We start from the raw sequence: 13379 nt of genomic DNA, 5'->3' as shown, positions 1-13379 counted from the left end.
CCGTAGATTTTGCCTCGTTTGCAACTCTTTGTTCAATTAGTATTTGCTGTTGAGTAGATAAACTCATTTCAATCCCCCCAAGGTTTACTCTCGGGGATTATAGTTTTGCTAAATGATAATCAATCATATGTTTTTATTGAACGAAATATTAGATAAATTTAATATATCATAGTGCACAGACCAGATTAAATCAGATCAAAACGGTCTCCAGGGCATTTTCAATGATTCAATAAAGCCGGACATGCTTTAATGAGGTGGTGTGCCGTTATCATGCAAGACCTCACCTGCGAGATAAAGAGAGCCGCCAATCAGGATACGCGGCGGCGCCTCATCGGATGGCCAGGTGTCGCGCAGAAGCTTCAACGCGTTGGCAACCGAATGCACGGGCTCTGCCGACAGATTGGCCTTCTGGGCTGCGACTGCCAGCTCGTCATTGGGAATGCCCGCATCGCTGGATGGAATGGGCACGGTGAAAACATGTCGCGCCATACCGGCAAAGGCTTCGAAATAACCGACCGGGTCTTTGGTGTTGATCATGCCGGTGATGAGGAACAGCGGGCGCTCATTGCGCTCTTCAAGATCGCCGAGCGCCTCGGCGATGACTGCTCCTGCACCCGGATTATGACCGCCATCGAGCCAGATTTCAGATGCCGCCGGGGCCATATCCACGAGCGCACCATGGGTCAGTCGCTGCATACGTGCTGGCCAGTCCACCACCATCAACGCCTTCTCGACGGCTTTGTCGGTGAGGCTGAAACCAGCCATCTGCACAGCCTCGATTGCCGCTGCGGCATTGGAAATCTGGTGGCGTCCGGGCAGGCGCGGCAATGGCAGGTCGATCAGGCCGTCCTCGTTCTGGAACACCATACGACCATGTTCCTCGAAGGCCAGGAAATCCTGCCCATAAACCGAGACGGGACAGCCAAGCCTGTCGGCGGTCGAGACGAGAACTTCCCGCGCCGCATCGAAGGGCTGAAAACCGACGACGACCGGGCAATCCTTCTTGATGATACCGGCCTTTTCAGCGGCAATCAGCTCCACGCGGTCGCCAAGATAGGCCTGATGATCGATGGAAACCGGCATGATGAGCGAGACGGCAGGCTCGGTAATGACATTGGTGGCGTCGAAACGTCCGCCGAGACCGACTTCCATGACGACGACATCCGCCGGGTGCTCGGAAAAGAGCACGAAAGCCACGGCGGTCAGGATTTCGAAAACGGTGATATGCTGGCCGTCATTGGCCGCTGCAACGCGCTCTATTGCGTCGGCCAGAACATCATCGCTGACCAGCCTGCCACCGCCGGGCGCCGCCAAGCGGTAGCGCTCGTGCCAGTTGACGAGGTGCGGCGAGGTATGGACGTGAACATCAAAGCCGCCCGCTTCCAGAAGCGCGCGGCAGAAAGCTGTCGCCGATCCCTTGCCGTTGGTTCCGGCAATATGAATGACCGGCGGCAATTTCAGATGCGGATTGCCAAGCTTTTCCAGAAGACCACGAATGCGATCCAATGAAAGATCGAAGCCCTTTGGATGCAACTGCATAAGCCGCTCGATTGCGGCGGCGGCTTTTTCTGTCACGATCAGGCTGCCTTGTCGGTTGCTTCCGTCTTCTTGTGTTCCGGCGCGTCGCTATTGCCGGGCTGCCTGGTCATGATCTTGAGAAGGCGCGCAATCGTGTCCTTCAGTTCCAGACGCGAGACGACCATGTCGACCATGCCATGTTCCATGAGATAATCGGCGCTCTGGAAGCCCTCGGGGAGCTTTTCACGTATCGTCTGCTCGATGACGCGCGGCCCTGCAAAGCCGATCAGTGCACCGGGTTCAGCAATGTGGACATCGCCCAGCATGGCGTAGGAAGCGGTCACGCCGCCAGTGGTCGGATTGGTCAGGACAACGATATAGGGTAGGCCTGCCTCTTTCAGCATTTCCACGGCAACAGTGGTGCGTGGGAGCTGCATGAGCGACAGGATGCCTTCCTGCATGCGTGCGCCACCAGAGGCAGCGAACAGGACCAGCGGACGCTTCAGCTCGATGGCCTTTTCAAAACCCTGGATGATTGCTTCGCCGGCACCCATGCCGAGCGAGCCGCCCATGAAGCCGAAATCCTGAACAGTGGCGACAATCGGCAAGCCTTCGATCGTGCCGAGGCCGTTGACGACAGCGTCATCCATGCCAGTGCGGGTGCGGTAATCCTTGAGACGGTCGATATACTTCTTTTCGTCGCGGAATTTCAGCGGATCGACCGGCACTTTCGGCGCTTCAAGCGTGGTGTACTCACCATTGTCGAAGAAGAAACGCAGACGATCCTTCGCCTTGATGCGCATGTGATGACCCGAGGACGGAATCACAAACTGATTGCTCTCAAGGTCCTTGTGAAACACCATTTCACCGGTCGACGGATCCTTGATCCAGAGATTTTCCGGCATTTCACGACGGCCGAGCATCGAATTGATCTTCGGACGGACGTAGTTGGTGATCCAGTTCATGACGTTTGGTTCCGTTTCTTGTTCTTCGGCAAAGAGCTTCAGCCGCCTAGCACTTTTAAGATGTGCTCTAAATGGACGATTTATTGGGCGGCTTCAAGGCGTGTGGCACGCACACTCTCTGCAAGAGCGTGGACAAGTCTTGTTGCTGCGGCGACTGGATCGCCCTTCACCTTGCCGTTTTCGTCCAGTTCACCGGCAATTGCGTTGACAATCGCCGTGCCGACGACGACGCCATCGGCGTGGGTGGCGATGGCTGCTGCCTGCTCCGGCGTCTTGACGCCGAAACCGACACAGATCGGCAGATTGGTGCTCTTCTTGATGTGACGCACAGCTTCGCCGACCTTTGCCGTATCGGCAATGGCCGAGCCGGTGATGCCGTTCATCGAGACGTAATAGACGAAGCCCGACGAATTATGCAGTACCTTCGGCAAGCGCTTGTCGTCCGTGGTCGGCGTGGTGAGGCGGATAAAATTGATGCCCGCCTTCATAGCCGGAATGCAAAGCTCGGCATCCATTTCGGAGGGAAGATCGACGACGATCAGCCCGTCCACGCCAGAGGCCTTGGCATCGGTCAGAAAACGTTCCACGCCATAGATATAGATCGGGTTGTAGTAGCCCATCATGACGATGGGGGTGGTGTCGTCTTCCTTGCGGAATTCTGCTGCCATGTGCAGCGTCTTGGCAAGCGTCTGACCGGCGTTGAGGGCGCGCAGGCCAGCGGCCTGAATGGCGGGTCCGTCTGCCATCGGATCGGAGAAGGGCATGCCCAGTTCGATCACGTCGGCACCGGCCTTTGGCAGGGCCTTCATCACCTTGAGCGAGGTTTCCAGATCGGGATCGCCACCCATGAAATAGGTGACGAGCGCCGGACGGCCCTCGACCTTCAGTTCAGCGAATTTGGTGTCGATGCGAGTAGTCATACCGTGCCCCGTGGCAAAGTGCGCGCCAGATAGTCGGCAACGGGCTTGCCCGCCATCGCCGTTTCCATCCATGCACGCCGTTCAAAGTCTATGATTCCGAGTTCCCACACACAGGCCATCAGCAGCGGCTGTGCGGGCATGAATTCCACCTCGTCGCCGAGTTCCGACTGCCAGAGGATTTCCGTGGCGATGCCGCCCTCCAGCCACCAGTGCAGAAGCAGCCAGAGGCCCTCCTCGCCCTGATGAAGAACGGCGAAGCCAACCCCCAGATGCGGCAAGGCAGCGAGCTTTTCAGCGGCGGTTTCGATCTGTCTGCGGGCGAGGCCGACAGCAGCCTCCGCGACAGGATTGGCTGGATCGGCTTCGATGATGTTGAGCTTGATCGTCGCCGGACCGCACGTCGTCAGGCCGTCGAACCATGCGGCGCGCGGCTTGTAGACGGAGATTTCGGCAACGTCGTTACCCATGTCAGATGTCCATACCGAGAAGCTTGCCGACCGTGTGTACATCCTTGTCGCCACGACCGGACAGATTGACGATCATGACCTGATCCTTGCCCATGGTTGGTGCCATTTTCACGGCCTGCGCGATGGCATGGGCGGATTCAAGGGCAGGGATAATGCCTTCGGTGCGGGTGCAAAGCTGGAATGCATCCAGCGCCTCATCGTCGAGGATCGGTACGTAGTCGACGCGTCCGCTATCTTTCAGCCATGAATGTTCCGGACCTACGCCCGGATAGTCGAGACCAGCAGAAACGGAATGACCTTCGAGAATCTGACCGTCCTCGTTCTGCAGGAGATAGGTGCGGTTGCCATGCAGTACGCCGGGACGACCCGCGCTCATCGAAGCGCAATGTTCTTCACCGTCGAGACCGCGTCCGCCCGCTTCGACACCGACGATCTTCACCGAAGCATCGTCAAGGAATGGATGGAACAGACCAATGGCGTTGGAGCCGCCGCCAACCGCTGCCACGATCACATCCGGCAGGCGTCCTTCCTGTTCGAGTATCTGCTGGCGGGCTTCGGTGCCGATGACCGACTGGAAGTCGCGCACCAGTTCCGGATAGGGATGCGGACCGGCAGCCGTGCCGATGAGATAATAGGTGTCTTCGACATTCGTCACCCAGTCACGCAGGGCTTCGTTCATCGCATCCTTGAGCGTGCCGTTGCCCGCAGAAACCGGGATAACTTCAGCGCCGAGCAGCTTCATGCGGAACACATTCGGCTTTTGGCGCTCGACGTCGGTTGCGCCCATATAGACCACGCAGGGCAGGCCGAAACGCGCGGCAACGGTGGCAGACGCCACACCATGCTGGCCGGCGCCGGTTTCGGCGATGATCCGGGTCTTGCCCATGCGCTTGGCCAGCAGAATCTGGCCAAGGCAGTTATTGATCTTGTGACTGCCGGTGTGATTGAGGTCTTCGCGCTTGAAGTAAATCTTCGCACCGCCCAAATGTTTCGTCAGGCCTTCGGCATAATAGAGCTTGGAAGGACGACCGGCATAGTAGGTGGAAAGCGCGTTCAGCTCCGCCTTAAACTCAGGATCGTTCTTCGCCGTTTCATAGGCCTCCTGCAATTCGAGGATCAGCGGCATCAGCGTTTCGGCAACGAAGCGTCCACCGAAAATACCGAACATGCCCTCTTCATCGGGGCCTGTTTTGTAGGAATTAGGTTCAACCGGCTTGTTCAACGCTTTCGCTCCGTCATTTCAGGCTGCCTGCGGGCGTCAGTGACAGCCCGGAAAAAAATCTCGATGAGGCGCACATCCTTTTCGCCGGGCGCGCGCTCGACGCCGGACGATATGTCGATACCGGGCGCCTGGGTCTTGTGCAGCGCCTCTGCGATATTGTCCGCATTCAATCCACCGGAAAGCATGTAATCGATATCCGCGTCAAGCGCAGCCAGAAGTTCCCAGTCGAACGATACGCCGTTACCGCCCGGAAGGTCCGATCCCTTCGGCGGCTTGGCATCGAACAGGAAACGGTCGGCTATGCCTTTATAAGCTGTAACCGCGGCAAGATCGCTCGCTTCGCGCACCGAAAAAGCCTTCATGACCGGCAGGCCATAACGCGCCTTGATGAAGGCTACGCGTTCCGGCGTCTCGTGGCCATGCAGCTGCAAAATGTCGGGCTTCACCGTTTTCACGATGTCGTCCAGCGTTTCATCGTCGGCATCGACTGTAACGGCAACCGCAAGCGCGCGTCCCTTGACCGCATCGCGCAGACCCGCCGCTGTCTGCGGGGGTATATGACGCGGGCTTTTGGGAAAGAAGATGAAACCGATATGCGTCGCACCGCCGTCGAGGGCGGCGGCAACAGCCTCCGGCGTCTTCAACCCGCAAATTTTGATATCAAGGACCATAGGTTTCCCGTCGCACAAATCAGGGCACTACTCAAGTTGCTATCGGACCGGATGCCCGTCAAAACCCTGTGCAATCAGAAAATCATACGCCTCCATGACCTCAAGGGGAACTGCCTGCGCGATCTGGTAGCCCTTGGCGGGATATTCCAGAATGCGTTGCAGGTCGCCAGCCATCTCATGGATAAGCATTTCGACCGGATGATCCGCCGTCGGCTGATCTTCAAAGGCGGTGAGGGGAGCGGTGATGCTTGCGCGCGCTTCCGGCCATTGGCGCGCCACGGTCGCCAGAACGCGGCGCTGGGTCTGCGGCTTTGTCACAAGGATGGCGCTGATGGCGCCGGGCGCAAGCCTTTCGCGGCTGAACCTTATGTTTTCGCCGATATTGGTGGCATTGGGCTCGATCGCGATCGCTTCTTTGGGCACGCCGCGCTTGATGGCGATTTCGGCAAAGGCTTCCGCTTCGCTTGTCGTATAGAGCTTTTCCGTCCAGTGGCCGCTTTTGCCGGTGAATACCAGCCAGGTCGCCATGCCTTCGAGAAAAAGATCGGCTGCTCTTTCGGCCACGAGCGGATCGTAGCTGCCAAGCCCGATAATGACATCGGCGGTTTCCAGCGGATCATAGATGCAGTGATAATCCCACAGCACCTTGGCGGCGGTCAGTATGGATGGGGTCATGTGAAGTCGATAGCCTGTAATGCGCTGCCGTTGCGCTTCAGCCAAGCCTTGCAGCGCTCCGTATCGGGGCAAAGCTCATGGCAGAGTTTCCAGAATTTCGGCCCGTGGTTCATCTCGATGAGATGGGCCACCTCATGGGCGACAAGATAGTTGATAATCGGGGCAGGAGCCATGCCGATGCGCCAGGAGAAGGAAAGCACACCGTCGGAGGTGCAGGACCCCCAGCGGCTCTTCGTGTCCTTGAAACGCACGGATTTGGCCTTGCGGCCAACTGTGGCAGTGTGGCGGACGACAAGCGCCTCGATCTCGCGCTTCACTTCGCGCTTGATGTGATCGGCGACGCGGCGCGGCAGATGTGCCGGGTCGCCATGGACCAGCAGAATATTGCCTTCGATAAGCTGTGTGGTGCCGCGCCCGGGCTGGTGCACGATCTTGTGTGGCACGCCGCGCAAGGGGATTTTGATACCGGCACGCACGCCCGGCTGGTCAGGCAGTTTTGCGATGCGGCTCTCGATCCAGCCTTCGTGACGGTTGAGAAAGCTCAGCACTTCACGATCGGGAAGGCCGGGCGGAACCGTGATGCGCAGTCCCCTGCCACCTGCTTCGATACGCAGGGTTAGTCGTTTGGCACGCGGATTTTCGAAAATACGCAAGGAAAGTTGCCGCCCTGCGACCGCGTGAATACGTTCGCTGCGAACGGTTGTCGTCCCAGCGGATGCCCCTTTACCGCTGATTTGCCGAAGAAAGGATAAGCCCATCGCTTAAGAATAAGCGATTCGCTTAAAAAGCCAGAGAAAATTGCTATTTTAACTGAAACGGCGCAGCCAAACCGCGCCGTTTCGAGAGATTCCAGGGTGTTATACCTTATCAAAGATCGGTGATGTCATCCTTGCCGCCTTTCGCGCGCGGGGCAGGCGTCTTCTTCGAGGCCGCACGGCGCTCAGCCATGAAGCGGTCGAATTCTTCCTTGTCGCGAGCGCGGCGAAGTTCTGCAGCATAGGCCTCGAATTCGGCGCGTGCTTCTTCGAGCTTGCGGCGTTCTTCGGCCAGTCGCTCCAGTTCGGCGCGACGCCAGTCGTCAAAAGCCTCGTTGCCAGTGGTGCCACCGAAGTTGAAGCTTTCGCCCTTGCGGCAGTTGCGGAACGAGCCGAACATGGAATCGGTCTTCTCGTTCACGCCGCGCTTGAACCCTTCGAGGCGATCACCCCAGAGGATATAGGCGAGCATGGCGAGGCCAAGCGGCCAGAACAGGAAAAAGCCGAGCACCATCAGCGCAATCGTGGCTGGCGTCCATGCCGGGCGGATCAATGCAGTATTGGTCATGGTCTGCTCCGTCGAAAAGCGCATGCCATTCAACCGTTCGACATCGTCCGGCAACATGCGCGAAACCAAGGCCTGCCAGCCCGCCCTATGCGGGCATTTTGTTCTGGCGGCTTGACTTCGACGTGGTGAAAAGAATGCGGTTTTTCAAGAATGCAACCTGCGGATTCAGACCGTGTTTCCGCTAACCAATGTGATTATCTCGAAATTTTTTTACGAAAATGTTCGAGAAAAGTGACGGCAAGCCCGGCGATCAGCGCCCAGAAGGCGGAGCCGACCCCGAAAAATGCCATGCCGGAAGCCGTCACGGCAAAGGTTATCGTTGCAGCAAGACGCTCATGTTCGTCCTTCAGCGCCAGCGACATCGCATTGATGAACGGGCCTGTCAGGGCAAGACCAGCAACAAGGGCGATGAGCGTTACAGGCAATACGGCAAAGATCGCGACCAGCGAGGCGCCGAAAAGGGCAAACACGACATAAATCGCTGCATAGACCGGTCCGGTGAGCCAGCGTTTGCTGTGGTCCGGATGTGCGTCGGGATTGGTGCAGAGCGCTGCCGAGATCGCGGCAAGATTGGTGGTAGAAGCCCCAAAAGGCGCTGTCAGCAAAGAAGCCAGGCCGGTTACGCGCAGGCAGGCGCTGGTTGGCGGCTCATAGCCCGAAGCGCGCAGCACGGCGAAGCCCGGCAGGTTCTGCGAGGCCATGGTCACCAGATAGAGCGGGATCGCGATGCCGATCATCGCGCTCATGTGGAATTCCGGCCAGATGAGGGTAAGCGTCGAGATTTCAGGCGCGGGCAGGGTGGGTGAGCGTCCTGTGATCAATGCGAAGATCATGCCGGTCACCAGAACGGCAATGACGGCAAGCGACGGGTTGAACAGGCGGATGATGAAAAACAGTGCCACCAGCGGCAGGACGAAAACCGGATCGCCAGGCACTGTTTTGGCGGCGGCAATGACGAAACTCAGCAGCACACCTGCAAGCATACCTGATGCGACGGAGGCTGGAATGCGGGAAACGAGCACCGACAATTGGCGGATCAGTCCGGTGGCGACCAGTGCCAGTGCCGTCACGATGAATGCGCCGACCGCTTCCGGCATGGTGAAACCGGCACTGGCGCCGATCAGTGCCAGCCCCGGTGTGGACCAGGCTGCGATGATCGGCATCTTGTAGCGGATGCTGAGCCAGGCGGAGGAAGCGGCAATCGCAAGGCAGATCGCAGTCACCCAGCTTGCGGTTTCGGCCTGCGTGGCGCCCAGCACCTGCGCTGCAGCAATGATGAGCGCCAGCGTGCCGCCGAAACCGACAATGGCCGCAACCGCCGAGGAAGCGAAAACCGAAAACCGCATGACTGTACTCCGTTACGATTTTTCGCCGATGCGCTCTGCCAGCCCGGATACGGTGCGGATCAGAAGATCGAGATCCTGTGGTCGTGACAGGCGATGATCGCCGTCGCGCACCAGCGTCAGGGTCACGTCATCGACTGGCAGGTGTTCCACAAGCGTCAGCGCATGCTTGTAAGGAACATCCGGGTCTTGCATGCCCTGCAGGATATGAATCGGACAGCCGGTCTCGATGATACCCTTGAGAACCAGATTCTTTCGCCCGTCCTCGATCAATGCGCGGGTATAGACATAAGGATTGGGCGAATAGTCGGACGGTTCTTCGAAATAGCCCTTTTCCTGAAGATCGTTTTTCTGTGCATCGGAAAGCGTGGGTTCCACGAGCGCCGCCGTAAAATCCGGAGCGGGTGCTATCAGAACGATCCCGGCGGGCGAGTTGCCTTCCTGCTTGAGCTCCTGCGCCATGCGCAGCGCGATCCAGCCTCCCATGGAGGAGCCAACCAGAATCTGCGGACCTTTGGCAAATTGCCGGTAGACGGCGAGACTTTCATTCAGCCAGCGCGAGATGGTGCCCTGATTGAAATCGCCACCGGATTCGCCATGGCCGGAATAATCGTGTCTGAGAGAACTGTGGCCGGTTTGACCAGCCCATTCGTCGAGAACCACGGCTTTGGTGCCCAACATGTCGGAACGATAGCCGCCGAGCCACACTACACCCGGAGATTTGCTTCCGGCTCTGTAACGCAGGGCGATTTTCGCTCCGTCCACGTCGATGAATTCCGGCCCCGCAGCGCTCATTTCAAATCTCCTCATTTTCCTACAGTATCGGCCCGAAAATCAGAATCGATTTTCGGAAAGCACGATGCGTAGATTCAATAGATTAGAGCGTCCTTTGTGCGTCCGAAGGGACGCACGGCGCTCTAGATTGTTTTGGCATGTTCGTAATTGAGTGAAAACCCGCCATCTGGTGCGAGGCCCTTGAAATGACGGCAAATGTGACCGATATGCCGCTTGTCCGCCGCGAAATGACGCCAAAAAGAACGTTTATCACGCGGGGGTGATTTTTCCTGTCAAAGATGCTATTGACTTCGCCGCCTGCTTGACGACATTTCCGCGATCAACTGTGGTTTGATCGGGGACATGCCGTCTGGCAGCAAGTATCCGACCGCATGAGACGTAACAATTCAGGAGATAACGACCATTCGCCGACCCTTCAGAGCGACGCCGGTTCAGAAAGACGGACCGCGCTCCAACCGTGATATCCGGGTTCCCCGGGTTCAGCTTATCGATGCCGAAGGCCAGAACCACGGCGATGTTTCCATTCAGGAAGCTATCGCCATGGCTGAAGAAGCAGGTCTCGATCTCGTCGAGATCGTGCCGAACGCGGAGCCTCCGGTTTGCAAGATCGTCGACCTCGGCAAGCTGAAGTATCAGAATCAGAAAAAGGCCGCCGAAGCGCGCAAGAAGCAGAAAACGGTTGAAATCAAGGAAATCAAGATGCGACCGAACATCGACACCCATGATTATGAGGTGAAGATGAAGGCTGCTCTGCGTTTCTTTGAGGAAGGCGACAAGGTCAAGGTTACCTTGCGTTTCCGTGGACGCGAAATGGCGCACCAGGAACTTGGCATGAAGCTTTTGCAGCGCGTCAAGGAAGACACTGTCGAGATCGCCAAGGTCGAGTCCGAACCGAAGCTTGAAGGCCGTCAGATGATGATGGTTCTCGCTCCGCGCTGAACATTTCGAAATGCCTTGGAAAAGCCGCCTTCGGGCGGCTTTTCATTTGCCCGGATAAATATGGGATCGTGGAATGACAATGAAAACTTTGGGCGAATTGGGGAAATATCAGCAGCGTCGGCGCCTTACGATCGGCGCCGTCGTGGTACTTCTGGTCGTGGCGTTGCTTTTTGTCAGCTCGCAATCGACAGGCCATTTCCATGAGTATATCGAAGCGTTCGGTCTGAGCCTGATCGTTGCGGCCATCATAGGGCGCATGTGGTGCACGCTCTATATCGGCGGGCGAAAAAGCGCGGAAATCGTGCAGAGCGGACCCTATTCGGTTACGCGCAATCCTCTTTACGTCTTCAGCAGCGTTGGTGCGATGGGCATCGGCGCGCAGACCGGCAGTGTTATCATTGCGGTCGCCTTCGGCGTGCTTTGCTATCTCGCTTTCTCGGTTGTCATTCGGACGGAGGAGAAATTTCTCAGGCAGAATTTCGGCAAGCCTTATGAAGCCTATTGTGCGAGTGTGCCGCGTTTCTTCCCGAAGTTTTCGCTGTTTCGCGACGACAAGGAGCTGATCGTTCGTCCTGATCGGCTTTATCGTACCTTCACGGATGGACTGGTGTTTTTCGTCGCCTATCCGTTTTTCGAGTTCGTGGAGTATTTGCAGGACATCCACGTCCTGCCGGTGCTTCTGCGGCTTTATTGACGTTTAGACTGCGATTCAGCCCAATTCGGGCATTGCGTTTTGCGGTCTTTGAGCCTATAAGGCCGCGTTCGAACCGCCCGGCAGGGCATGCCGTGGCGGTTTCGTATGCTTTTCGGGCTTGGTCAGTCCGGAAGTAAAACTAGGTTCCCATCCGCATCAGGCATGACCGGACGCCACGACAAGAGGCGTCGAGTGCCGGAGGCACGAGGGGGATCGCAAAGAAGGAGTAGCAAAATGCCCAAGATGAAGACCAAATCAGCCGCCAAGAAGCGGTTCAAGATCACCGGCACCGGCAAAATCAAGGCCGCAGCTGCTGGTAAGCGTCATGGCATGATCAAGCGTTCGAACAAGTTCATTCGCGATGCACGCGGCACCATGGTTCTCGCCGATGCCGATGCAAAGATCGTGAAGCAGTTCCTGCCGAACGGCCTCTAAGATTAGTCTGAGAAGGAGATCATAACATGGCACGCGTAAAACGCGGCGTTACCGCCCACGCAAAGCACAAGAAGGTTCTGGATCAGGCTGCTGGTTTCCGTGGCCGTCGCAAGAACACGATCCGCACCGCCAAGGCTGCAGTCGACCGTTCGAAGCAGTATGCTTACCGCGACCGCAAGAACCGCAAGCGCTCGTTCCGCGCTCTCTGGATTCAGCGTATCAACGCTGCTGTCCGCGAGCAGGGCCTGACCTATGGCCGTTTCATCGACGGTCTTGCCAAGGCTGGCATCGAGATCGACCGCAAGGTTCTGTCCGACATCGCAATCCACGAACCGGATGCATTCGGTGCGCTGGTTGCGTCGGCAAAGAAGGCTCTCGAGTACCTCAAGAACACCGAGACGCCGAACGCTTTTGAAGGCGCTGTCCGCTAAGCCAGCCGCCTTTCCCAAGCAGTATCGATAATTTGGGGACCCGCGCTGGCTCGGCTGGCGCGGGTTTTCTCGTTTTAAGGATTCAAATCGGGCATGAAGGATGAACCGGGCAAGTTGAGACTGGATCTGGATGCGGATGATCTCCGCAGCCTGCTGGTTCTGCTTGCCCAGAGCCAGGGCAAGCGCATTTCCAGCGCTGTCATTGGCGGTCGGCGTGTCTGGATCAAGCGCCACGATGCCGAAAGGCGCCCACTTCCGAAGCGCCTGCACAGCCTGATTTCGCCGCTTCTTCCCTATCCGTTCCTGCGTAGCCCGAAGGATGTCGGAGAAGCAGGCATGGCCGACCGCGAAGAGCGCAAGATGAGCGCTTTTCTGCAGGCGGGTTTTCAGGTGCCCAGAATTGTCTACCGCCAAGGGGCGGTAATGGTTTTGAGCGATGTCGCGCCGATCATCCAGGATCGACTTGACCAGTTGCGTCGCAATGATCCGCAGGGCCATGACGCGCTTCTCGTCCATTGTGCCCGTTCTTTGGGCGAGGCTCATGCGGCAGGACTCTGCCACGGGCGCCCGCATCCGCGCGATTTTTTCCAGAAAAACGGTGTTGCCGGCTTTCTCGATTTCGAGGAAGAGCCGGAAACCGTCATGCCGCTTGCTGCCGCGCAGGCGCGCGATGTCTGGCTTCTGTTTTTCCAGATCACGGCGCAGGCGCGTCTTGCCGGGACACCGCAGCAGACATTCGCAGCCTATCGTGCGGTTGCGCCCGCTGACGTAATTCCGGAATTGAAGAAAATCGTTGGATTCTTCCGATTTACCATCGCGCCGTTGAAGCTGTTCCGCCGCATTTTTCTCGGTGGCGATGGAAGACGGCTTTTGCAGGCGATGGAATTTTTTGACGCTAATCTTGATGCGTCTCGTCAATCAGGCCAAAGAGAGTGACGACAACGCTTCTTTGGCTGCAAAGCGAAATATATGGAGCGCTGC

The 13379-nt window shown here is 57.6% G+C and carries 16 protein-coding genes; 5 read left to right on the top strand and 11 right to left on the bottom strand.

Annotated elements, in window-relative coordinates; translation table 11 throughout:
• Positions 1 to 246: 246 nt before the first annotated feature.
• From HWX93_RS03395 to HWX93_RS03345, 11 genes are all read right to left on the bottom strand, one after another.
• Complete coding sequence (locus HWX93_RS03395) at positions 247 to 1539, bottom strand: bifunctional folylpolyglutamate synthase/dihydrofolate synthase (protein ID WP_176036627.1); 1293 nt, start codon at positions 1537 to 1539, stop codon at positions 247 to 249.
• 38 nt (positions 1540 to 1577) lie between these two features.
• Entirely contained in the window at positions 1578 to 2483 is a 906-nt protein-coding gene (gene accD, locus HWX93_RS03390) for an acetyl-CoA carboxylase, carboxyltransferase subunit beta (RefSeq protein ID WP_109987031.1), read from the bottom strand.
• Between the two features lie 80 nt (positions 2484 to 2563).
• Positions 2564 to 3403, bottom strand: coding sequence for a tryptophan synthase subunit alpha (gene trpA / locus HWX93_RS03385; protein ID WP_176036501.1), 840 nt, complete (start codon positions 3401 to 3403; stop codon positions 2564 to 2566).
• Positions 3400 to 3870 (bottom strand): hypothetical protein, encoded by a 471-nt coding sequence (locus HWX93_RS03380; protein ID WP_109987033.1) that lies wholly within the window; start codon positions 3868 to 3870, stop codon positions 3400 to 3402. Before HWX93_RS03380 ends, trpA begins: the two co-directional genes overlap by 4 nt.
• A 1-nt stretch (position 3871) precedes the next feature.
• Positions 3872 to 5092, bottom strand: coding sequence for a tryptophan synthase subunit beta (trpB, locus tag HWX93_RS03375; RefSeq protein ID WP_109987034.1), 1221 nt, complete (start codon positions 5090 to 5092; stop codon positions 3872 to 3874).
• The gene (locus HWX93_RS03370) at positions 5089 to 5763 is read right to left on the bottom strand and encodes a phosphoribosylanthranilate isomerase (protein WP_109987035.1); all 675 of its coding nucleotides are present in this window, start codon (positions 5761 to 5763) and stop codon (positions 5089 to 5091) included. The genes trpB and HWX93_RS03370 overlap by 4 nt, the downstream gene beginning before the upstream one ends.
• A 39-nt stretch (positions 5764 to 5802) precedes the next feature.
• Positions 5803 to 6438, bottom strand: a complete 636-nt coding sequence (locus HWX93_RS03365; RefSeq protein WP_176036500.1) for a YdcF family protein — start codon at positions 6436 to 6438, stop codon at positions 5803 to 5805.
• Positions 6435 to 7196 carry a M48 family metallopeptidase gene (locus tag HWX93_RS03360; RefSeq protein WP_176036499.1) on the bottom strand — a complete coding sequence of 254 codons (762 nt, stop codon included), beginning with the start codon at positions 7194 to 7196 and terminating at the stop codon, positions 6435 to 6437. The genes HWX93_RS03365 and HWX93_RS03360 overlap by 4 nt, the downstream gene beginning before the upstream one ends.
• Positions 7197 to 7305: 109 nt before the next feature.
• A complete protein-coding gene (locus HWX93_RS03355; protein WP_176036498.1) occupies positions 7306 to 7761 on the bottom strand; it encodes a DUF2852 domain-containing protein in 456 nt (151 codons plus the stop codon).
• 194 nt (positions 7762 to 7955) lie between these two features.
• Complete coding sequence (locus HWX93_RS03350; RefSeq protein WP_176036497.1) at positions 7956 to 9107, bottom strand: benzoate/H(+) symporter BenE family transporter; 1152 nt, start codon at positions 9105 to 9107, stop codon at positions 7956 to 7958.
• A gap of 12 nt (positions 9108 to 9119) precedes the next feature.
• On the bottom strand, positions 9120 to 9899 hold the full coding sequence (locus HWX93_RS03345) for an alpha/beta hydrolase (protein ID WP_176036496.1): 780 nt from the start codon (positions 9897 to 9899) through the stop codon (positions 9120 to 9122).
• Positions 9900 to 10301: 402 nt separating this feature from the next.
• Here HWX93_RS03345 and infC point away from each other — a divergent pair, with 402 nt between their 5' ends.
• The 5 genes from infC (at position 10302) to HWX93_RS03320 (ending at position 13334) form a co-directional block, all read left to right on the top strand.
• Positions 10302 to 10838 carry a translation initiation factor IF-3 gene (infC, locus tag HWX93_RS03340; protein ID WP_012091035.1) on the top strand — a complete coding sequence of 179 codons (537 nt, stop codon included), beginning with the start codon at positions 10302 to 10304 and terminating at the stop codon, positions 10836 to 10838.
• 79 nt (positions 10839 to 10917) lie between these two features.
• Positions 10918 to 11532: a methyltransferase family protein gene (locus HWX93_RS03335; RefSeq protein ID WP_176036626.1), complete on the top strand. Its 615-nt coding sequence runs from the start codon at positions 10918 to 10920 to the stop codon at positions 11530 to 11532.
• A gap of 234 nt (positions 11533 to 11766) precedes the next feature.
• Positions 11767 to 11967 carry a 50S ribosomal protein L35 gene (gene rpmI, locus HWX93_RS03330; RefSeq protein WP_006473268.1) on the top strand — a complete coding sequence of 67 codons (201 nt, stop codon included), beginning with the start codon at positions 11767 to 11769 and terminating at the stop codon, positions 11965 to 11967.
• A gap of 26 nt (positions 11968 to 11993) precedes the next feature.
• Positions 11994 to 12398: a 50S ribosomal protein L20 gene (rplT, locus tag HWX93_RS03325; RefSeq protein WP_006468099.1), complete on the top strand. Its 405-nt coding sequence runs from the start codon at positions 11994 to 11996 to the stop codon at positions 12396 to 12398.
• A 93-nt stretch (positions 12399 to 12491) separates the two neighbouring features.
• Positions 12492 to 13334 carry a serine/threonine protein phosphatase gene (locus tag HWX93_RS03320; RefSeq protein WP_176036495.1) on the top strand — a complete coding sequence of 281 codons (843 nt, stop codon included), beginning with the start codon at positions 12492 to 12494 and terminating at the stop codon, positions 13332 to 13334.
• Positions 13335 to 13379 lie beyond the last annotated feature (45 nt).

It is taken from the genome of Brucella tritici (genome assembly GCF_902825325.1).
Taxonomy (GTDB): Bacteria; Pseudomonadota; Alphaproteobacteria; order Rhizobiales; family Rhizobiaceae; genus Brucella.
The sequence above is the reverse complement of the archived record's forward strand: the minus strand, read 5'-3'. Positions and strand labels throughout refer to the sequence as shown.

What these genes read in the sequence shown, in the direction of transcription:
- trpA (WP_176036501.1), bottom strand. Translation starts at nt 3,403, where the DNA reads ATGACTACTCGCATCGACACCAAATTCGCTGAACTGAAGGTCGAGGGC.
- HWX93_RS03380 (WP_109987033.1), bottom strand. Translation starts at nt 3,870, where the DNA reads ATGGGTAACGACGTTGCCGAAATCTCCGTCTACAAGCCGCGCGCCGCA.
- HWX93_RS03360 (WP_176036499.1), bottom strand. Translation starts at nt 7,196, where the DNA reads ATGGGCTTATCCTTTCTTCGGCAAATCAGCGGTAAAGGGGCATCCGCT.
- HWX93_RS03350 (WP_176036497.1), bottom strand. Translation starts at nt 9,107, where the DNA reads ATGCGGTTTTCGGTTTTCGCTTCCTCGGCGGTTGCGGCCATTGTCGGT.
- HWX93_RS03365 (WP_176036500.1), bottom strand. Translation starts at nt 6,438, where the DNA reads ATGACCCCATCCATACTGACCGCCGCCAAGGTGCTGTGGGATTATCAC.
- HWX93_RS03395 (WP_176036627.1), bottom strand. Translation starts at nt 1,539, where the DNA reads ATGCAGTTGCATCCAAAGGGCTTCGATCTTTCATTGGATCGCATTCGT.
- HWX93_RS03320 (WP_176036495.1), top strand. Translation starts at nt 12,492, where the DNA reads ATGAAGGATGAACCGGGCAAGTTGAGACTGGATCTGGATGCGGATGAT.
- accD (WP_109987031.1), bottom strand. Translation starts at nt 2,483, where the DNA reads ATGAACTGGATCACCAACTACGTCCGTCCGAAGATCAATTCGATGCTC.
- rplT (WP_006468099.1), top strand. Translation starts at nt 11,994, where the DNA reads ATGGCACGCGTAAAACGCGGCGTTACCGCCCACGCAAAGCACAAGAAG.
- HWX93_RS03370 (WP_109987035.1), bottom strand. Translation starts at nt 5,763, where the DNA reads ATGGTCCTTGATATCAAAATTTGCGGGTTGAAGACGCCGGAGGCTGTT.
- rpmI (WP_006473268.1), top strand. Translation starts at nt 11,767, where the DNA reads ATGCCCAAGATGAAGACCAAATCAGCCGCCAAGAAGCGGTTCAAGATC.
- HWX93_RS03345 (WP_176036496.1), bottom strand. Translation starts at nt 9,899, where the DNA reads ATGAGCGCTGCGGGGCCGGAATTCATCGACGTGGACGGAGCGAAAATC.
- HWX93_RS03355 (WP_176036498.1), bottom strand. Translation starts at nt 7,761, where the DNA reads ATGACCAATACTGCATTGATCCGCCCGGCATGGACGCCAGCCACGATT.
- HWX93_RS03335 (WP_176036626.1), top strand. Translation starts at nt 10,918, where the DNA reads ATGAAAACTTTGGGCGAATTGGGGAAATATCAGCAGCGTCGGCGCCTT.